Source organism: Superficieibacter electus, from assembly GCF_002915575.1.
GTDB classification, from domain to species: domain Bacteria; phylum Pseudomonadota; class Gammaproteobacteria; order Enterobacterales; family Enterobacteriaceae; genus Superficieibacter; species Superficieibacter electus.
Window position 1 is genome coordinate 1 of sequence record NZ_PQGD01000001.1, and the last position, 19,091, is coordinate 19,091.

The 19,091-nt window shown below is 54.3% G+C and carries 23 protein-coding genes and 1 pseudogene; 18 read left to right on the plus strand and 6 right to left on the minus strand.

All coding sequences use genetic code 11. The features are described from left to right. Positions 1 to 292: 292 nt before the first annotated feature. Positions 293 to 688, minus strand: a pseudogene (yedD, locus tag CHU32_RS00005) (lipoprotein YedD); the annotation flags it as partial. A 205-nt stretch (positions 689 to 893) separates the two neighbouring features. On the opposite strand from yedD, the gene yedE reads away from it, so the two are divergent. Both yedE and yedF read left to right on the plus strand, forming a co-directional pair. Further along, entirely contained in the window at positions 894 to 2,105 is a 1,212-nt protein-coding gene (gene yedE / locus CHU32_RS00010; RefSeq protein WP_103674051.1) for a selenium metabolism membrane protein YedE/FdhT, read from the plus strand. Then, positions 2,102 to 2,335, plus strand: coding sequence for a sulfurtransferase-like selenium metabolism protein YedF (yedF, locus tag CHU32_RS00015; RefSeq protein WP_103674052.1), 234 nt, complete (start codon positions 2,102 to 2,104; stop codon positions 2,333 to 2,335). The genes yedE and yedF overlap by 4 nt, the downstream gene beginning before the upstream one ends. A 36-nt stretch (positions 2,336 to 2,371) precedes the next feature. Here yedF and CHU32_RS00020 read toward each other — a convergent pair whose 3' ends face one another. The 3 genes from CHU32_RS00020 to fliE all read right to left on the minus strand — a co-directional run bounded on the left by CHU32_RS00020 (position 2,372) and on the right by fliE (position 4,055). Then, positions 2,372 to 2,611 (minus strand): DUF4282 domain-containing protein, encoded by a 240-nt coding sequence (locus tag CHU32_RS00020; protein WP_103674053.1) that lies wholly within the window; start codon positions 2,609 to 2,611, stop codon positions 2,372 to 2,374. A gap of 474 nt (positions 2,612 to 3,085) precedes the next feature. After that, positions 3,086 to 3,679, minus strand: a complete 594-nt coding sequence (locus tag CHU32_RS00030) for a DJ-1/PfpI family protein (RefSeq protein WP_103674055.1) — start codon at positions 3,677 to 3,679, stop codon at positions 3,086 to 3,088. A gap of 61 nt (positions 3,680 to 3,740) precedes the next feature. Continuing rightward, entirely contained in the window at positions 3,741 to 4,055 is a 315-nt protein-coding gene (gene fliE, locus CHU32_RS00035) for a flagellar hook-basal body complex protein FliE (protein ID WP_103674056.1), read from the minus strand. Positions 4,056 to 4,266: 211 nt separating this feature from the next. Here fliE and fliF point away from each other — a divergent pair, with 211 nt between their 5' ends. From fliF to rcsA, 14 genes are all read left to right on the plus strand, one after another. Then, positions 4,267 to 5,955: a flagellar basal-body MS-ring/collar protein FliF gene (gene fliF / locus CHU32_RS00040; RefSeq protein WP_103674057.1), complete on the plus strand. Its 1,689-nt coding sequence runs from the start codon at positions 4,267 to 4,269 to the stop codon at positions 5,953 to 5,955. Beyond that, positions 5,948 to 6,943: a flagellar motor switch protein FliG gene (gene fliG, locus CHU32_RS00045; RefSeq protein ID WP_103674058.1), complete on the plus strand. Its 996-nt coding sequence runs from the start codon at positions 5,948 to 5,950 to the stop codon at positions 6,941 to 6,943. Before fliF ends, fliG begins: the two co-directional genes overlap by 8 nt. After that, the gene (fliH, locus tag CHU32_RS00050; protein ID WP_103674059.1) at positions 6,936 to 7,637 is read left to right on the plus strand and encodes a flagellar assembly protein FliH; all 702 of its coding nucleotides are present in this window, start codon (positions 6,936 to 6,938) and stop codon (positions 7,635 to 7,637) included. The genes fliG and fliH overlap by 8 nt, the downstream gene beginning before the upstream one ends. After that, complete coding sequence (gene fliI / locus CHU32_RS00055) at positions 7,637 to 9,007, plus strand: flagellar protein export ATPase FliI (protein ID WP_103674060.1); 1,371 nt, start codon at positions 7,637 to 7,639, stop codon at positions 9,005 to 9,007. Before fliH ends, fliI begins: the two co-directional genes overlap by 1 nt. A gap of 18 nt (positions 9,008 to 9,025) precedes the next feature. After that, entirely contained in the window at positions 9,026 to 9,469 is a 444-nt protein-coding gene (fliJ, locus tag CHU32_RS00060) for a flagellar export protein FliJ (RefSeq protein ID WP_103674460.1), read from the plus strand. Continuing rightward, a complete protein-coding gene (locus CHU32_RS00065; protein WP_103750750.1) occupies positions 9,466 to 10,617 on the plus strand; it encodes a flagellar hook-length control protein FliK in 1,152 nt (383 codons plus the stop codon). The genes fliJ and CHU32_RS00065 overlap by 4 nt, the downstream gene beginning before the upstream one ends. Positions 10,618 to 10,722: 105 nt before the next feature. Then, positions 10,723 to 11,193 (plus strand): flagellar basal body-associated protein FliL, encoded by a 471-nt coding sequence (fliL, locus tag CHU32_RS00070; protein WP_103674062.1) that lies wholly within the window; start codon positions 10,723 to 10,725, stop codon positions 11,191 to 11,193. 4 nt (positions 11,194 to 11,197) lie between these two features. After that, positions 11,198 to 12,199 (plus strand): flagellar motor switch protein FliM, encoded by a 1,002-nt coding sequence (gene fliM / locus CHU32_RS00075; RefSeq protein ID WP_103674063.1) that lies wholly within the window; start codon positions 11,198 to 11,200, stop codon positions 12,197 to 12,199. Next, on the plus strand, positions 12,199 to 12,612 hold the full coding sequence (gene fliN, locus CHU32_RS00080) for a flagellar motor switch protein FliN (RefSeq protein ID WP_103674064.1): 414 nt from the start codon (positions 12,199 to 12,201) through the stop codon (positions 12,610 to 12,612). The genes fliM and fliN overlap by 1 nt, the downstream gene beginning before the upstream one ends. Position 12,613: 1 nt before the next feature. Further along, complete coding sequence (gene fliO / locus CHU32_RS00085; protein ID WP_103674065.1) at positions 12,614 to 12,988, plus strand: flagellar biosynthetic protein FliO; 375 nt, start codon at positions 12,614 to 12,616, stop codon at positions 12,986 to 12,988. Then, positions 12,988 to 13,725, plus strand: coding sequence for a flagellar type III secretion system pore protein FliP (fliP, locus tag CHU32_RS00090; protein WP_103674066.1), 738 nt, complete (start codon positions 12,988 to 12,990; stop codon positions 13,723 to 13,725). Before fliO ends, fliP begins: the two co-directional genes overlap by 1 nt. Positions 13,726 to 13,735: 10 nt before the next feature. After that, a complete protein-coding gene (gene fliQ, locus CHU32_RS00095) occupies positions 13,736 to 14,005 on the plus strand; it encodes a flagellar biosynthesis protein FliQ (protein ID WP_103674067.1) in 270 nt (89 codons plus the stop codon). Between the two features lie 5 nt (positions 14,006 to 14,010). Continuing rightward, positions 14,011 to 14,805, plus strand: a complete 795-nt coding sequence (gene fliR, locus CHU32_RS00100; protein WP_103674068.1) for a flagellar biosynthetic protein FliR — start codon at positions 14,011 to 14,013, stop codon at positions 14,803 to 14,805. Positions 14,806 to 15,084: 279 nt separating this feature from the next. Continuing rightward, on the plus strand, positions 15,085 to 15,708 hold the full coding sequence (rcsA, locus tag CHU32_RS00105) for a transcriptional regulator RcsA (RefSeq protein WP_103674069.1): 624 nt from the start codon (positions 15,085 to 15,087) through the stop codon (positions 15,706 to 15,708). Between the two features lie 38 nt (positions 15,709 to 15,746). Here the strand turns inward: rcsA and dsrB are convergent, their stop codons facing one another. Then, a complete protein-coding gene (dsrB, locus tag CHU32_RS28175; RefSeq protein WP_176691591.1) occupies positions 15,747 to 15,938 on the minus strand; it encodes a protein DsrB in 192 nt (63 codons plus the stop codon). Positions 15,939 to 16,068: 130 nt separating this feature from the next. Here dsrB and yodD point away from each other — a divergent pair, with 130 nt between their 5' ends. Further along, positions 16,069 to 16,299: a YodD family peroxide/acid resistance protein gene (gene yodD, locus CHU32_RS00115; RefSeq protein ID WP_103674070.1), complete on the plus strand. Its 231-nt coding sequence runs from the start codon at positions 16,069 to 16,071 to the stop codon at positions 16,297 to 16,299. A 301-nt stretch (positions 16,300 to 16,600) separates the two neighbouring features. Then, positions 16,601 to 17,428, plus strand: a complete 828-nt coding sequence (locus CHU32_RS00120) for a mannosyl-3-phosphoglycerate phosphatase-related protein (RefSeq protein WP_103674071.1) — start codon at positions 16,601 to 16,603, stop codon at positions 17,426 to 17,428. Here the strand turns inward: CHU32_RS00120 and dgcQ are convergent. Beyond that, positions 17,413 to 19,074 (minus strand): cellulose biosynthesis regulator diguanylate cyclase DgcQ, encoded by a 1,662-nt coding sequence (dgcQ, locus tag CHU32_RS00125; protein WP_103674072.1) that lies wholly within the window; start codon positions 19,072 to 19,074, stop codon positions 17,413 to 17,415. The genes CHU32_RS00120 and dgcQ overlap by 16 nt on opposite strands. Positions 19,075 to 19,091 lie beyond the last annotated feature (17 nt).

The window sequence follows — 19,091 nt, forward strand, 5'->3', positions numbered from 1 at the left end:
CCGTAGGCCCGGTAAGCGCAGCGCCACCGGGCAGGTAGCCCAAAGCATCCATAGTGTGGTTGTGATGCCGGATGGCGACTTCGCCTTATCCGGCCTACCTGTTATCCAGACTGGACGTCCCCCGTAGGCCCGGTAAGCGCAGCGCCACCGGGCATTTCAGTCAGCCGGGCTGAATCCACGTATAATCACGTTGGGTGACTCATTCTCAACGGTAAACCCGGTTTTTCTTCTCTTTCGGCTTAACGCTTTCAACTTTCCCTGCCGCAGGCTTTGTCACTACCGGTTGAGCCGACAGCGGATTTTTTGCCAGATAATCCGCGCATTCCTGCGTCGGGCGGTCGACACGATGTAGCGTCATACCGGCATATTCCAGCTCTGCCCCGCTACGCTCCAGGTTGTAAACCTCAAGTTTATTGGTGACGTTATAATAATCATCTGACCGTTTCATCAACTTGCCTGGCAGCGCAATCACCCGTTGCCACTGGCGGCAGTCGAGGGTATCGCCCTCACGCGTCACAATCAGGCTGGCAATCGCTTCCGGGCTGACCAGCTTGCTCTGCGGACCGCTCGACTGCCAGTACCCCACCAGATCGCCAGGAGCAGGGGTTTTCACCACTTCCTCATAGTTATCGATCTGGGCACAGCCTGTCAGGGCCAGCAGCAGGCCGGCAAACGCTACTTTTTTCATCATCTATCCTGCAACCAACAAAAAAATCATTGTGGCATTAAAGCCCTGAGCCTGCCAGCCATTCCCCACGCGCGTTATAAATTGATCTCATCGACATTTTGTCTTTTTTTCATTAGTCATATTTATCATTTCGCGTAATATCCCCTCTTCTCCAGCACCCTCTCATCGTGCGTATTACATCCTTCTGAGTTCAGAGGCAATATTAATGACCTGGCAACACTTCAAACAGGCTTACCTGATTAAATTCTGGGCACCTGCTCCCGCCGTTATCGCAGCGGGTATCCTCTCCACCTATTATTTTGGTATTACCGGCACCTTCTGGGCCGTGACTGGCGAATTTACCCGCTGGGGCGGGCAATTACTCCAGTTGGCCGGGGTCCACACCGAAGAATGGGGATATTACAAAATCATTCATCTTGACGGTTCGCCCTTAACCCGCATCGACGGGATGATGATTATCGGCATGTTCGGCGGCTGTTTTGCCGCGGCACTGTGGGCCAATAACGTCAAATTACGTTTTCCGCGCAGCCGGATTCGCATTATACAGGCCATCGCGGGCGGTATTATTGCCGGTTTCGGCGCGCGCCTGGCAATGGGGTGTAATCTTGCTGCGTTCTTTACTGGTATTCCTCAGTTCTCCCTGCACGCCTGGTTTTTCGCGCTGGCCACAGCATTAGGATCGTGGTTTGGCGCACGTTTCACCCTTCTGCCTGTCTTCCGTATTCCGGTTAAGATGCAAAAAGTCTCCGCCGCGTCGCCATTGACGCAAAAACCGGAACAGGCGCGCCGCCGTTTCCGCCTCGGGATGCTGGTCTTTGTCGGCATGTTGGGCTGGGCAATCCTGACGGCGATGAATCAGCCGAAGCTGGGCCTGGCGATGCTGTTTGGCGTAGGCTTTGGCTTACTGATCGAACGCGCACAAATCTGTTTTACCTCAGCGTTCCGCGATATGTGGATCACCGGCCGCACCCATATGGCGAAGGCTATTATTTTCGGCATGGCGGTGAGCGCCATCGGTATTTTCAGCTACGTGCAACTGGGTGTTGCGCCGAAAATCATGTGGGCCGGTCCGAACGCGGTACTTGGCGGCCTGCTGTTTGGCTTTGGCATTGTACTGGCGGGCGGCTGCGAAACTGGCTGGATGTATCGCGCGGTGGAAGGCCAGGTTCACTACTGGTGGGTCGGGCTGGGTAACGTTATCGGCTCAACGATTCTGGCATTTTATTGGGACGATCTCGCCCCGACGCTCGCCACCAGCTGGGATAAGGTTAACTTACTCAACACCTTTGGTCCGCTCGGCGGCCTGCTGATGACCTACGCGATGCTGTTTATCGCGCTGATGCTGATTATCGGCTGGGAAAAACGCTTTTTCCGTCGTAAAGACCTCGCTACCACTACTCTCAAGGAGAGCGCATGAAAACGATTGTACCGGATTACCGTCTGGATATGGTCGGCGAACCCTGCCCTTATCCGGCAGTCGCCACCCTGGAAGCCCTGCCGCAGTTGAAAAAAGGGGAAATTCTTGAAGTGGTCAGCGACTGCCCGCAGTCCATTAATAATATTCCGCTGGACGCGCGTAACCACGGTTACACGGTGCTGGATATTCAGCAGGATGGCCCGACAATACGTTATTTGATTCAGAAATAAACCACCGGGCCGGAGATCCACTCCGGCCCTGATACCTTACAGGCTCTTTTTCTCCAGCGATTCCGCAATACGACGCAGGTACTCGTTATTTTTGAAAACTACAATAACGCACTCATAAAATACCCTCGAGAAAATAGCGGATATCACGCAACCCACCGCGCCGCCAATGCTGCCGTATACCAGACTAATCACTGCGCTGATAAGAAATAAAACAAGTGTTAAAATGTACAGTGCCGAAATTATTTTCGGGGTAATTAATTTTTCAAAACTAAACATGTAATTGCCTTATTAATTTATTTATCACCAGAGGCTGAAAATCAGCCTGCGAAGTGTATCATTGAGATAAGATTTTTCTGACCCCAAAAACTGGCAGGTTAAGAAAGGGGATCAAAGGAGTGGTGTAAAATGATTTACTTCAGAAGAAAAAGCATCCCGGAACTTAAAGGTTTACCCTCAGGATTACGAAATCGAAATTATCGCGATGCCTTTCGCATGGTACGTTCCCACTATCAATTTTGGTTAGGGATATTGATTTACATTGTGTTAATACTGTTTTTTACGCGCTTATTCGCCCATTTTTTTCCGGGAATAAATGCTTTCCTGAAAAGCTTTTTTTGCGTGCTACCAGCCGTGATCGTCTGGAATCAGATCAACATTTACCTGATGAGAAAGTACTACCGGCATATTCTGCAACGCAGAGAATGATGCAGGACGTTTTGCCCGGTGTAGCGCATAAATAACCGCCTGCCGTTACCACTCCACGGCAAAAGGATCGTTACCGGGGGCGTCATTCCAGACATATTCCATTCTGTGAGCGATATCCACAGCCTGCTCGCGGCCATGATAGTCAACCACTACCTGCAATGCCATATCAATACCTGCGCTGATGCCGGATGACGTATAAAACTTACCGTCCCTGACCCAGCGCGCGCGGGGCTGCCAGTGCACCTTGTGGTTCAGGGACGTAACCCATGAAAAGGCGCGTTTATTGCTGGTGGCGTTGTGGCCATTGAGTAAGTCAGTACCGGCCAGCAGCGCGGAGCCAGTGCAGACTGTCATGCAGAGTGGGACAGTCTCAATGAACACAGAAAGCCAGCGAAGAAAATCCGCGTCCTGTGTCAGCGCGCGGGTACCCTGGCCGCCGGGGATCAAAATGGCATCCGGTTGCCCGATAGCGTTCTCCGTTTTCACCACTACGCCCTGCGAACTGGTAATCTCGCCACCGTAGCGGGAAAGAAAACGTAGCTGACAGCCGGGCAAACAACCAAATACTTCTACCGGCCCCATCGCATCCAGGGTTTCGAAATCATCGAACAGTATGACGGCAACAGTCTTCAGGTCCATACGCACCTCCTGCGCAATGCATTTTCCTTACCCTAATGCAGAGGACCCCAAAAGACAAAATTTACACGCTCATCGCCATAATGTCCTGATAAGCCGCAATCAGCTTATTGCGTACCTGAATGCCCATTTGTAGGGACACCGAAGATTTTTGCAGATCGGTCATCACGTCATTGAGCGCCACGCCCGGCTCGCCGAGCGCAAATTTTTCTGCCTGTACGCGCGCGGCATTCTGCGTGTCGCTGATGCGATCGATGGCGGCATGAAGCTGCCCGGCGAAGCCAACGGTTGGCTCTTGCTGCACGCTTTGATTGCGCGCGGCACTGGCCGTTGCCTGTAGTGTGCTAAGCACCCCTTCAATACCCTGGATGGACATTATTTACCCCTGGTGAAATTCAACGCGGTGAGATTACCAGTTTGTCAATGGGATAAAGGCGTTAAATAACGTAGAAAAAACAGGTTATTTCGCCCATCGAAAATCGTAAATCGTCAAATAATGGCGGGGCTAACAGTATGCGTTTGCCGACCCGGGAGTCTGTTTTGTTTCACTACACGTTTACCGCCATCCACCAGAATTTACGAGGTGCGCAATGAGCGCGGCTGCAACGACAACGACACAAGCGAAAACCGCTGAGTGGATCAATCGCCTGCGTGCCAACCCCAAAATTCCACTGATGGTAATAAGCGCTGCTGCCGTGGCCGTTGTCGTCGCTATGGTGCTGTGGGCAAAAAGCCCTGATTACCGCACCCTGTTCAGCAATCTGTCCGATCAGGACGGCGGGGCCATCGTCCAGCAATTGACGCAGATGAATATCCCCTATCGCTTTGCCGATAACGGCGGCGCGCTTGAAGTCCCCGCCGATAAAGTGCATGAACTGCGTTTGCGTCTGGCGCAGCAGGGCCTGCCGAAAGGCGGCGCGGTCGGTTTCGAGCTACTGGATCAGGAAAAATTTGGCATTAGCCAGTTCAGCGAGCAGGTTAACTACCAGCGCGCGCTGGAAGGCGAGCTGGCACGGACTATTGAAACGCTCGGTCCGGTGAAAACCGCCCGCGTGCATCTGGCGATGCCGAAACCTTCTCTTTTTGTGCGCGAGCAAAAATCCCCTTCCGCCTCGGTCACGGTCAATCTGGAGCCGGGTCGCGCGCTGGATGAAGGTCAGATTAGCGCCGTTGTTCATCTGGTATCCAGCGCAGTGGCAGGCTTGCCGCCGGGTAATGTCACCCTGGTTGATCAGGGTGGTCATCTGTTAACCCAGTCAAATACCAGCGACCGTGCGCTCAACGATGCGCAACTAAAATATGCCTCCGATGTGGAAGGCCGCGTTCAGCGCCGCATTGAATCGATTCTTGGACCTATCGTGGGTATTGGCAACGTACATGCGCAGGTTACCGCGCAGATTGATTTCGCCGATAAAGAACAGACCGAAGAACAGTATCACCCGAACGGCGACAGCAGCCAGGCGGCGATGCGCTCCCGTCAGTTGAACATCAGTGAGCAAAACGGTAGCGGCATCGTGGGCGGCGTGCCGGGCGCGCTGTCAAACCAGCCAGCCCCCGCCAATACTGCGCCGATTGCCAATCCGCCGACCACCACGGCGCAAAACGGTCAACAAAATACGCAAACGGCCTCAACAGGCAGCAGCAATGCCGGTCCGCGTAATTCGCAACGTAATGAAACGACTAACTACGAAGTTGATCGCACTATTCGCCATACCAAATTAAACGTCGGGGACGTGCAGCGTCTCTCCGTCGCGGTGGTGGTCAACTACCGCACGCTGGCGGACGGTAAACCGCTGCCGCTGACGGCCGATCAGATGAAGCAAATTGAAGATCTCACCCGCGAGGCCATGGGCTTCTCCACTAACCGTGGCGATACCCTCAACGTGGTTAACTCGCCATTCAGCGCCGTGGATGAGACCGGTGGCGAGCTGCCGTTCTGGCAACAGCAGTCGTTTATCGATCAGTTGATGATTGCCGGACGCTGGTTGCTGGTGCTGCTGGTGGCATGGCTGCTGTGGCGCAAAGCGGTGCGTCCGCAACTGGTGCGCCGTCAGGAAGAGATCAAAGCCGTGCAGGAAGAAGCGCAGGCTCGTGTTGAAAGCAGCAGCAACGACGGGGTTGAGGTTCGTCTGACTAAAGATGAACTCACCCAGCAGCGTCGCGCCAACCAGCGCATGGGTGCCGAGGTGATGAGCCAGCGTATTCGTGAGATGTCAGATAACGATCCGCGCGTGGTCGCGCTGGTCATTCGCCAGTGGATGAATAACGAACATGAGTAGTCTTACCGGAACGGAAAAGAGCGTCATTTTACTGATGACCATCGGTGAAGATCGCGCGGCCGAGGTGTTTAAACATCTCTCCAACCGCGAGGTACAGCACCTGAGTTCGGCGATGGCCAATGTGCGGCAGATTTCCAATAAGCAATTGACCGAAGTGCTGGGGGAGTTTGAGCAGGAGGCGGAACAGTTCGCCGCCCTCAACGTCAACGCCAGCGAATACCTGCGCTCCGTGCTGGTCAAGGCGCTGGGCGAAGAGCGTGCCGCCAGCCTGCTGGAAGATATTCTGGAAACCCGCGAAACGTCCAGCGGTATCGAAACGCTCAACTTTATGGAGCCGCAGAGCGCCGCGGATCTTATTCGCGACGAGCATCCGCAGATTATCGCCACTATTCTGGTCCACCTCAAACGCGGCCAGGCGGCGGATATTCTGGCGCTGTTCGACGAGCGCCTGCGCCACGACGTGATGCTGCGAATTGCCACCTTCGGTGGCGTACAGCCTGCCGCGCTGGCAGAGCTGACTGAAGTGCTTAACAACCTGCTCGACGGCCAGAATCTCAAGCGCAGCAAAATGGGCGGCGTGAGAACGGCCGCCGAAATTATCAACCTGATGAAAACACAGCAGGAAGAAGCGGTCATCACCGCGGTGCGCGAATTCGACGGCGAGCTGGCACAAAAAATTATCGACGAGATGTTCTTGTTCGAAAATCTGGTGGAGGTCGACGACCGCAGCATCCAGCGTCTGTTGCAGGAAGTGGATTCCGAATCGCTGCTGGTGGCGCTCAAAGGTGCCGAACAGCCGCTGCGCGAGAAATTCCTGCGCAACATGTCGCAACGCGCCGCCGATATTTTGCGCGACGATCTCGCCAACCGTGGCCCGGTCCGTCTGTCGCAGGTGGAAAACGAGCAGAAAGCAATCCTGTTGATCGTCCGTCGTCTGGCGGAAACGGGCGAAATGGTGATTGGCAGCGGCGAGGATACCTATGTCTGATCAACTGCCGTGGAAAGTCTGGCAGCCTGACAGCCTGTTTGCACCGCTGACCGGAACGGCAACGATTGAGGTTGACGAACAACCGTCGCAGCCGCCCCAGGAAGAGGTTTCCGCTGAGCAGCAGTCACAACAGCAACTGGCGCAACTGCAAATGCAGGCCCATGAACAGGGCTATGCCGCCGGGATGGCCGAGGGCCGTCAGGCCGGTCACGCTCAGGGCTATCAGGAAGGACTGGCGCAGGGTCTGGAACAGGGGCAGCTTCAGGCGCGTCAGTTGCAGGAACCGCTGCATGCCCGAATGCAGCAACTGGTCAGTGAATTCCAGAATACGCTGGATGCACTCGACAGCGTTATTGCCTCACGCCTGACCCAGATGGCGCTGACGGCGGCGCGACAGATTATCGGCGACCTGAATGCGGTGGGTAACAACGGATTAATCCAACAAATTCAACAGTTGCTTGCGCAGGAGCCGTTATTCAGCGGCAAGCCACAACTGCGGGTCCACCCGGATGATTTGCAGCGCGTTGAAGATGTGCTTGGCGCAACCCTCAGCCTGCATGGCTGGCGGCTGCGTGGCGATACCACGTTGCATCCCGGGGGATGCAAAGTTTCCGCCGATGAAGGCGATCTGGATGCCAGCGTCGCCACGCGTTGGCAGGAACTTTGCCGCCTGGCGGCACCAGGAGCCTGCTAATGACGTCCCGCCTGAGCCGCTGGCTGACCACGCTGGATAACATTGAAGCGCGTATGGCTCAGCTTCCCACTGTGCGTCGCTACGGTCGGCTCACCCGCGCTACCGGGCTGGTACTGGAAGCTACCGGCTTACAGCTACCGCTGGGCGCAACCTGCATTATAGAACGTCAGGATCGGGGCGAAACCCAGGAAGTGGAAAGCGAAGTGGTCGGTTTTAATGGTCAGCGCCTTTTTTTAATGCCGCTTGAAGAGGTGGAAGGTATTCTGCCTGGCGCACGGGTTTATGCCCGTAATGGCAGCGGTGACGGTCTGCATAGCAGCAAACAACTGCCCCTGGGGCCGGCGCTGCTCGGGCGCGTGCTTGACGGTGGCGGTAAGCCGCTCGACGGCCTTCCTTCGCCGGATACCACCGAAACCGGGGCGTTGATCACCCAACCGTTTAACCCGCTGCAACGCACGCCTATTGAACACGTGCTGGATACCGGCGTGCGTCCGATTAATGCCCTGCTCACCGTGGGGCGCGGGCAGCGAATGGGGCTATTTGCCGGTTCGGGGGTCGGTAAAAGCGTTCTGCTCGGCATGATGGCGCGCTATACCGAAGCTGACGTGATTGTGGTCGGGCTTATCGGCGAACGTGGACGCGAAGTTAAAGACTTTATCGAAAATATTCTCGGTGCCGACGGGCGCGCCCGCTCGGTGGTGATTGCCGCCCCGGCTGACGTGTCTCCCCTGCTCAGGATGCAGGGTGCCGCCTACGCCACCCGGATCGCTGAAGATTTTCGCGACCGCGGCCAGCATGTCCTGCTGATCATGGATTCCCTGACCCGCTATGCCATGGCGCAGCGTGAGATTGCGCTGGCCATCGGCGAGCCGCCTGCCACTAAAGGCTATCCACCGTCGGTATTTGCCAAACTGCCCGCGCTGGTTGAGCGCGCCGGGAACGGGATCACCGGCGGCGGGTCGATTACCGCCTTTTATACGGTGCTCACCGAAGGTGATGACCAGCAGGACCCGATCGCCGACTCCGCGCGCGCCATTCTTGACGGTCATATTGTCTTGTCCCGCCGCCTGGCGGAAGCGGGACACTATCCGGCCATCGACATTGAGGCCTCAATCAGCCGTGCGATGACGGCGCTGATTGACGAACGCCACTATGCGCGGGTGCGCAATTTTAAACAGTTGCTTTCCAGTTTTCAGCGCAACCGCGATCTGGTGAGCGTCGGCGCTTATGCCAGAGGCAGCGATCCGCTGCTGGATCGGGCCATCGTGCTCTGGCCGCAACTGGAAGCTTTTTTACAACAGGGCATCTTTGAAAAAGCAGGCTGGGAAGAGTCGCTCCAGGCGCTGGAACTGATTTTCCCCACCGCGTAATAAAGCGGGAGAATGAACATGACGCAGAATAGCGCATTAGCCACCTTAAAAGACCTGGCGGAAAAAGATGTCGATACCGCCGCCCTGCGGCTGGGAGAAATGCGCCGTGGCTGTCAGCAGGCGCAGGAGCAATTGCAAATGTTGATGAACTACCAGGATGAGTACCAGTCCAGCCTCAATAACGACATGAGCCGGGGTATTGGCAGCCAGCGCTGGCAGAATTATCAACAATTCATTCAGACGCTGGAAAAAGCCATTGACCAGCATCGTCAGCAGTTAACGCAGTGGCATCAGAAAGTCGATCAGGCGCTGGGCGTCTGGCGAGAAAAAAAACAGCGCCTGCAGGCGTGGCAGACGCTTTCCGACCGACAGGCGTCCGCCGCCCTGCTGGCCGAAAACCGTCTTGATCAAAAACGAATGGATGAGTTTGCACAGCGTGCAACCCAAAGGAAATACGAGTGATTACATTGCCTAAAATCAGCATCAGCGATGCAGACACGACTCGCGTACTGTCCGACAACAGCACCGATGGCACGCAGGATTTTCTGACGCTACTGGCAGGCGTACTGGACGGCGAAAGGGGGCAAAGCACGCTCGCCAGTCTGCAACAGACGCTGGCGGATAGGCAATCCAATGGCAAAGACGTGTCGCTGCAGGGCGATTTGCAGGATGTCTTCAATCGCGAAACGCACAGGGATCTTACCGACCTTAGCGATATCCGTAACCTGCTTAGCGGCCTGGCCTCCGCCCAGAAGCCCGCGCTGAAAGATAACGCGCCAGCAAAAGAGCAACCGATAGCCGATGTTGCGCAAGACGAGCTGGTCGATCTCAGCCTATTGATGGCTATGCTGCCCTCTCCTGCCGCCCCGGTAGCGACGCCGGTAGCCCAGGGTGAAAGCAACGCGACACCTGCGACCGGTATTCAATTTAAAAGCACGCCTGGTAGCGATAAACCCGACTTTACCCGTGGAGACAGCGCGCTGACGGCCGACATGTCATCACGCGCACAGATGGCAGCAGCCGCGCCGTCTTTTGCCATAGCCCAGAATAGCGCCGCGGTCCGCGTCGAAACCGAAAGTACGCCATCTCCCGCCGCGACGCCAGCAAACGTTGCGCCAGTAATCAGTCCAACGATTACGCCATCCGCCGGACATGCGGCAGCCATCGCCAACGTGAGCGCACCGCTGGGCAGCCCGGACTGGCAGCAGACGGTCAGTCAGCACATTACGCTGTTTACCCGTCAGGGCCAGCAGACTGCCGAACTGCGTTTGCACCCGGACGATCTGGGCCAGGTGCAAATTACCCTCAAAATGGATGATAACCAGGCCCAGCTTCAGATGGTGTCGCCGCACAGCCACGTTCGCGCCGCGCTCGAAGCTGCCCTGCCCATGCTGCGTACCCAACTGGCTGAGAACGGCATCCAGCTGGGTCAGAGCAATATCAGCAGCGAAAGTTTTGCCGGTCAACAGCAGCCCTCCTCGCAGCAACAGTCCTCCCGCCATGCCCCGGCGGGCAGTGAGTTTGCGGCAGAAGACGATGAAGTCCTGGCAGCACCCGCGAGCCTGCACGCGTTGTCACGCGGGAGCAGCGCCGTCGATATCTTTGCTTAAACGCCAGAGGTAGCGTGATTATTCCCGTCTGTTCCACGCTTTGACAGGCAGCGGACACGGGATAATCACCCCATAAGCAGTACCGAAACAGGAAGCACGTATCAGATGACCGACTCCGCCATCACCACCAAAAAAAGCAAACGCGCCATATGGGTTCCGCTGCTGGTGTTAATCACCCTTGCCGCGTGCGCCACTGCTGGCTATAGCTACTGGCGTATGCAACAGCAGCCCGCAGCTCACGTTACCGCGGAAGCGCCGCCGCCCGCTGCGCCCGTCTTTTTTGCGCTGGATACTTTTACCGTTAATCTGGGTGATGCGGATCGGGTACTGTACATCGGCATTACGCTGCGCCTGAAAGACGAAGCCACCCGTGCTCGTCTTAACGAATACCTGCCGGAAGTCCGCAGCCGCCTGCTGCTGCTGTTCTCACGTCAGGACGCCAGCCAGCTTGCCAGTAATGATGGTAAGCAAAAACTGGTGGCGGACATTAAGTCCACGCTGGCCCAGCCGCTGATCGCCGGGCAAAAGGGTCAGGAAGTGACCGACGTTCTCTATACAGCCTTTATATTGCGGTAACGGCATGGGCGATAGCATTCTTTCTCAGGCCGAAATTGACGCGCTGTTGAACGGCGACAGCGACAAAACGGATGAACCGCAACCGGGGAAATCCAGCGACAGCGACATTCGTCCTTACGATCCTAATACCCAGCGTCGCGTGGTGCGCGAGCGGTTACAGGCGCTGGAGATCATTAACGAACGTTTTGCCCGTCAGTTCCGGATGGGGTTGTTTAACCTGCTGCGGCGTAGCCCGGATATTACCGTGGGTGCCATTCGTATTCAGCCTTATCATGAATTCGCGCGCAACCTGCCGGTGCCAACCAACCTGAACCTGATCCATCTGAAACCGCTGCGCGGCACCGGGCTGTTTGTTTTCTCGCCGGGCCTGGTGTTTATCGCAGTGGACAACCTGTTCGGCGGCGATGGTCGTTTCCCCACTAAGGTGGAAGGTCGCGAGTTTACCCATACCGAGCAGCGGGTAATTAACCGGATGCTGAAACTGGCGCTGGAGTCTTACAGCGACGCGTGGAAAGCTATTCATCCGCTGGACGTGGAATATGTGCGTTCGGAAATGCAGGTCAAATTTACCAATATCACTACCTCGCCAAACGATATCGTGGTCAACACGCCGTTCCATGTGGAGATTGGCAACCTGACCGGCGAGTTTAATATCTGCCTGCCCTTCAGCATGATTGAGCCGCTGCGCGAAGTGCTGGTCAACCCGCCGCTGGAAAACTCCCGCAGTGAAGATCAGAACTGGCGGGAAAACCTGGTGCGCCAGGTACAGCACTCCGAACTGGAGCTGGTGGCCAACTTTGCCGATATTTCGCTGCGCCTGTCGCAGATCCTGAAACTAAAACCCGGCGACGTGCTACCGATTGACAAGCCCGATCGCATCATTGCTCATGTGGACGGTGTGCCCGTGCTGACCAGCCAGTATGGCACGGTTAACGGTCAATACGCGCTACGCGTTGAGCATCTGATCAACCCGATTTTGAATTCGCTGAATGAGGAACAGCCCTAATGAGTGACATGAATAATTCGTCTGATGACAACAGCGGAGCAATGGACGATCTGTGGGCTGAAGCGTTGAATGAACAAAAGAATACCAGCGGCAAAAGCGCGGCAGATGCGGTCTTCCAGCAACTGGGCGGCGGTGATGTGAGCGGCACGTTACAGGATATCGATTTGATTATGGATATTCCGGTCAAGCTGACCGTCGAGCTGGGCCGGACCCGGATGACCATCAAAGAGCTGCTGCGCCTGACGCAGGGTTCGGTGGTGTCGCTCGATGGTCTGGCCGGCGAGCCGCTGGATATTCTGATTAACGGTTATCTGATCGCGCAGGGTGAAGTGGTCGTCGTGGCCGATAAATACGGCGTGCGTATTACCGATATCATTACGCCGTCAGAACGTATGCGTCGTCTGAGCAAATAAAATGAAAACCCAGGCTACGGTCGTCCAGCCGGTCGTCTCTCCCGCCTCGTCGCTGATGCAGGTCAGCGGCGCACTACTGGGAATTATCTTTTTGATCCTGGTGGTAGCATGGGTAGTCAAACGCACAGGGTTTGGCGGGAAAGGTAGCGCAGCGCGTGGCCTGAAAGTCAGCGCCGGTGCCACCCTCGGCCCACGGGAGCGGATTGTAATTGTTGAGGTTGAAGACGCGCGGCTGGTGCTGGGCGTGACCGCCGCACAGATTTCGTTATTGCATACGCTGCCACCCGCCGCGCCGGATACTCCGCAGGCGACACCAGCCACAGCGGATTTTTCGTCAATCATGAAAAACCTCCTTACGCGTTCCGGGAGATCCTGATGCGCCGCGTACTTCCCTTTTTGTTTGCCGGATTGTGGCTGGCAGCCCCTGCGGCCATGGCACAGCTTCCTGGTCTGGTCAGCCAGCCGATTGCCAACGGTGGCCAGAGCTGGTCTTTGCCGGTGCAGACGCTGGTATTTATTACCTCGCTGACTTTTTTGCCCGCGCTGTTACTGATGACCACCAGCTTTACCCGCATTATTATTGTCTTCGGCCTGTTACGTAACGCGCTTGGTACGCCTTCTGCACCGCCGAATCAGGTTATGCTGGGGCTGGCGCTATTTTTGACCTTTTTTATTATGTCGCCGGTGATCGACAAAATTTACACCGACGCGTATCAACCGTTCAGCGAAAATAAAATCTCGCTGGATGTGGCGATGGAGAAAGGCGCTCAGCCGTTGCGCGAGTTTATGCTGCGCCAGACGCGCGAAGCTGACCTCGCTTTGTTTGCCCGGCTGGCAAACAGCGGCCCGATTGCCGGGCCGGAAGCGGTGCCGCTACGCATTCTGCTGCCAGCCTATGTGACCAGCGAGCTGAAAACCGCCTTTCAGATTGGCTTCACCATTTTTATTCCGTTTCTGATTATCGACCTGGTGATCGCCAGCGTACTGATGGCACTGGGGATGATGATGGTGCCGCCGGCCACCATTGCCCTGCCGTTTAAGCTCATGCTGTTTGTGCTGGTGGATGGCTGGCAATTGCTGGTCGGCTCGCTGGCGCAGAGCTTTTACAGTTAGGGAGCGCAAAATGACACCTGAATCAGTCATGATGATGGGCACTGAGGCGATGAAGGTCGCCCTGGCCTTGGCCGCTCCCCTTTTGCTGGTCGCACTGGTAACCGGTCTTATCATCAGCATTTTGCAGGCGGCCACCCAGATTAACGAAATGACGCTCTCCTTCATCCCGAAAATCGTCGCGGTGTTTATCGCTATTATTGTTGCCGGGCCGTGGATGCTGAATCTGCTGCTGGATTATATGCGCACCCTGTTCAGCAATATTCCTTACATCATCGGATAACGCCGATGGTGCAGGTCACAAGCGATCAATGGCTCTGCTGGCTGAGCCTCTATTTCTGGCCGCTGCTGCGCGTGCTGGCACTGGTTTCGACTGCGCCCATCCTGAGTGAAAAAAGCGTTCCAAAGCGGGTTAAGATCGGATTGGCGGTATTGATTACGCTGATTATCGCGCCGACGTTACCTGCGACAAAGGTCCCGCTGTTCTCGGTTGAGGCATTGGGGCTGGGGCTGGAACAAATCCTGATTGGTATCGCGCTCGGGTTTACCATGCAGTTCGCCTTCGCCGCCATACGTACCGCCGGTGAAGTTATTGGCCTGCAAATGGGGCTCTCCTTTGCCACCTTCGTTGATCCGGCCAGTAATCTCAACATGCCGGTGCTGGCACGGCTGATGGACATGCTCGCGCTACTGCTTTTTTTGACCTTTAATGGTCATCTGTGGCTGATTTCCATGCTGTCAGATACTTTCCATACCCTACCCATCGGCGGTGTACCGCTTAACAGTAATGCCTTCCTGGCGCTTACCCGGGCCGGTGGACTCATTTTCCTCAACGGCCTGATGCTGGCGCTGCCGGTGATCACTCTGTTGCTAACCCTCAACCTCGCGCTGGGCATGCTCAATCGGATGGCCCCCCAGCTCTCCGTGTTTGTCATTGGCTTTCCACTGACGCTCAGCGTGGGGATTTTGCTGATGTCGGTATTAATGCCGCTGATTGCACCTTTCTGTGAACATTTATTTAGCGAAATTTTTAATTTACTTGCTGACATTATCAGTGAGTTACCCAAAATAACGTCCCGATAATTAATAAGTGTTATCTGAGGATAATCCTAAAATAAAAATCAACCATTACCCTCCACGTTATACCAATTGGCGAATCATTGTTTTAATTCCCATCACATAATCTTATCTGTAATTTAGTTTAAGATGATTCCTGGCAACTTATACGCAAGTTTACGGGATAGTGCTCTGGCCTGAAAAACTCTGCCTGTCTTATTAATCTGAAAAATTATTACCACAGGACGTTGTGACATCAACAAGGCAATGGGTTAATTATCGTTATGCATTGAGTGAGGGTATGCCATGTCAACGATTATTATGGACTTGTGCAGTTACACCCGATTAGGATTAATCGGATATCTGGCAAGTCGGGGGGTTAAACGACGCGAGATTGGGGATGCAAAGGATGCTAAAGCGCTTGCGGCGGCCTGCGAAGAGAGCCGGCCTGACGTGGTGTTTATTAATGAGGACTGTTTTATCCACGACCCTGAAAGTAGTCAACAAATCAGGCAGATCATTAATCAACACCCCGACACATTATTCATCGTATTTATGGCGATTGCGAATCTCCATTTCGATGAGTATTTGCTGGTAAGAAAAAACTTATTAATTAGTTCGAAGTCAATCAAACCAGAATCTCTGGACGACATTTTGGGTAATTGTCTGAAAAAAGGGAGTGAACATTTTAGCGCCAATAATATGCCGACACTGTCGTTAAGTCGGACTGAATCTTTTATGTTGCGAATGTGGATGTCAGGACAAGGAACGATTCAAATCTCAGATCAAATGAATATCAAAGCGAAAACCGTATCGTCACACAAAGGTAATATTAAAAGAAAGATAAAAACGCATAATAAACAGGTTATTTATCATGTTGTCCGATTGACAGACAACGTTACTACCGGGATTTATGTCAATATGCGCTAAAACTCATGCTGGCGGGGCTACCCGCCAGCTCACCTGAATCAGGCTTCCACCTTTTCGACAAAAATGCCGTCATGATGCCCCAATTCATTAAAGAACCAGATCCCTAACGGATAATCCTCCAGCGACACCAGATACATCGTGCCTTCACTGAACTCCTCAATCGCCAGTACCACGCCCGGTCGGCGCGGGCCGCCGTCGGTTTTAACCGTCACCCGATCGTTAATCTGCATAGTGTCACCTCCACATGTTTTTGTGCCAGTGTAGAACAAAACCGCCGCGCTGGCTGCGTCTGACGTGATGAATGCTGCTTTTCTGGACGGTCTATACTTAGACAGTGCGGCAGCCTGTGAGGAAATGATGATGAAAACCGCAAAAGAGTATGATGACACGGCAAAACGTGAGGTGGACGTTGACGTAGATGCCCTGCTGGCGGCGATTAATGAAATTTGTGAAAGTGAAGTCACCCGTGCCGATGATGGCGACCCACATCACGCAAGCGTGAACGGGCATGATTACCACACCTGGCGGGAACTGGCGGAAGCGTTCGAACTGGATATCCATGATTTCAGTATTAGTGAAGTGAATCGCTAGCCGGAGGCGAAAAAAAACCCGGCCCTCAGGGTCGGGTTGAAGCTTGCGAATGCAAGAAGCACTTTAAAATTCGTTACACCAGGAAATCTGATGTGATAGTCAACATATCCGCAATTTTTTTGCATGACAAGATATATTAATGATATGAATCGAATCCAGAGCACCCTTTTTGGGCAGTTAAACAGTGGTGAATGGCGTCGCGCCTCGTTTTTTGGGTTCGTTCCCAACGCAGGCGCAAAAACGCTTTATCGTTATTTAGGAATTATCTCAGGCCAATCATTGCGGACCAAAGGAGAACGTTATGCCCGACCTGCGTGAACCGTTACTGGTATTTACCGATTTGGAAGGAACGCTTCTGGAAAGTCACACCTGGGACTGGCAGCCTGCGGCACCGTGGCTTGACCGGCTGAAGGAAGCCGGAATACCCGTCATTTTATGCAGCAGCAAAACCTCCGCTGAAATGCTACAAATTCAGAAGGAACTCAATCTGGAAGGTCTGCCTTTTATTGCGGAAAACGGAGCCGTGATCCAGCTTGATGCTCACTGGCAGGACGAAGCGCATTTTCCCCGGCTAATTGCAGGTTCTCCTCAGCAGGAGATCATCCGTATATTGAATCAACTTCGCGAGAAGGAAGGATTTAAGTTCACCACGTTTTCTGATGTTGATGAGCAGGTGATTAGTGACTGGACGGGCCTGAATAATGTCCATGCTACGCTCGCCCGCCAGCAGGAAGCCTCAGAGACCCTTATCTGGCGTGACAGCGATGAACGGATGGCGGATTTTGCGGCAACGTTGACATCGCTTGGAATGCACTTTGTACAGGGGGCGCGGTTCTGGCATGTGCACGACAGGTCCGCTGATAAAGCGCAGGCGGTAAGTTTTTTACTCAATCTTTATCAACAACGTGAAGGTAAACGCCGTACAACGCTGGGATTGGGTGATGGACCTAATGATGCTCCTTTACTGGACGTCGTTGACTACGCCGTCGTGGTGAAGGGATTAACTCGCGATGGCATTAAACTTCAACGTAATGATCCTCAACGCGTTTATCACACGGCGCAGGAAGGCCCGGCAGGCTGGAGTGAAGGCATGGCGCATTTTTTTCCTTCGCATCATCCTGCGCAATAAACACAGTTCCGTCCGTTTTGCTTGGCCAGATAGAGACGACCATCGGCAACGGATTGCAGATGTTCAAAGTCATAGCGCCCGCTCTCTTCTGAACTACTGACACCTAATGACGCACTGACCCGTAGCGTCGTATTTTTACGTATCAGCAATTCTTTTGCGCTGATACGTTTGCGAATACGTTCTGCGACTTTTACAGCCATGTCCAGGGAAGTATTTGGCAGGACAATGCAAAACTCCTCGCCTCCGACGCGACCCGCGACATCATTCTCGCGCAGGGCATTCGCAATAAGGGTACCGACGTGTGAGAGCACCCGATCCCCGGCCTGATGACCGAAACGATCATTTATGCTTTTGAAATGGTCCAGGTCGAGCTGGATGACGCACAACGGCTGTTGCGCCTGCTGACATACTCTGGCTGCTTCTGCCGCTCGTTCAAATAATGCCCCGCGATTGGGAAGCCGCGTCAATGTGTCATACCAGGCTCGCCACTCAAGCGATTCTTGCATTGCAATCATATTGCGGACCATGCGCCGAATGACGATCCATGACAAAATCAGGATTAACGTGAATACCAACCATAATAGCGTCAGGGCGATGATAATATTGCCAAATGCACCACCAAGCCCTTCGCGCAAGGTATGCACATGCAATAAAATCCCGTCGAAATTCTTGAGCTTTTGCCAGCTGATATAACTGCTGGCGGTCAGAAATCCTCCACGCGTATCGTGCTCCATGGCATCAAGAATGTGCTGACGGTCGGCCGCGGTAAGCGTGGGTCCATTTTCCGCGCCCGCCACGCTCGATGCCAGCCAGAGTAGATGGCTATCATAGAGCTGCCAGGTGCCTTCATGTTGCCCGCCAATGGCTTCCATCAGCAAACGCTGAAGCGCGCTGACCTCCACATCCATTGCCAGCACGCCGTACCAGTATTCGTTGAGATCAAGCGGGATACTGGCGGTGATCACCTGCACGCCCCGCTCTTTTCCCTGCTCGGTGTACCAGCGAATGCCACGTCCCCGATTGTCGCGGGCCGACTGGGTAAAAAACCATGGCTTGCCAATCAGTCCGGCATAGTACGAGATGATGTCCGACATTTCTGCCGGGTCGCTGGTGACAAAAAAACCGGCGCGTGAAACATATTGCGTGCGCTGTTCAATACTACTGCTACTGGAAGAAAGATGCAGGAGATAACCCAGCTCCAGTGCCGCCGTCAACTCATTATGCAAAAGCGCGTCATCCCGGTTTAAGTCTGCGCCATGCGCGACGAATTCATCCGATACGCCGTTCACGGTCAGCAAAAGCCGGCTGCCAGAATAAAGTGACCAGGCGTCCTGCTGCCGTTTCCAGTCAAACTGACGACGGGCGGTAACCATACTCTCCAGTTGTAGGGGTGTTTTCAGCGCGGCTTGCATACCGTTACGCAGAAAAAATAGCCGGTCCATATTGAACTGCAGCTGCATATCCATCCCATGCGACACACTTTCAAGACGGTTACGCTGGCTGCTGACATAGCTATCTTCCAGTACCCTAACTTCTCGCCAGGTCAAAAAAGAGGAGCAAATCAGGACCACGATAAAACAAAGGCTGACCACCTGACCGGGAGTAAAGCGCAGGCCAGGTTTGCCTGGCCACTGACGTTTTTCCACTAATATCTCGCGCTATG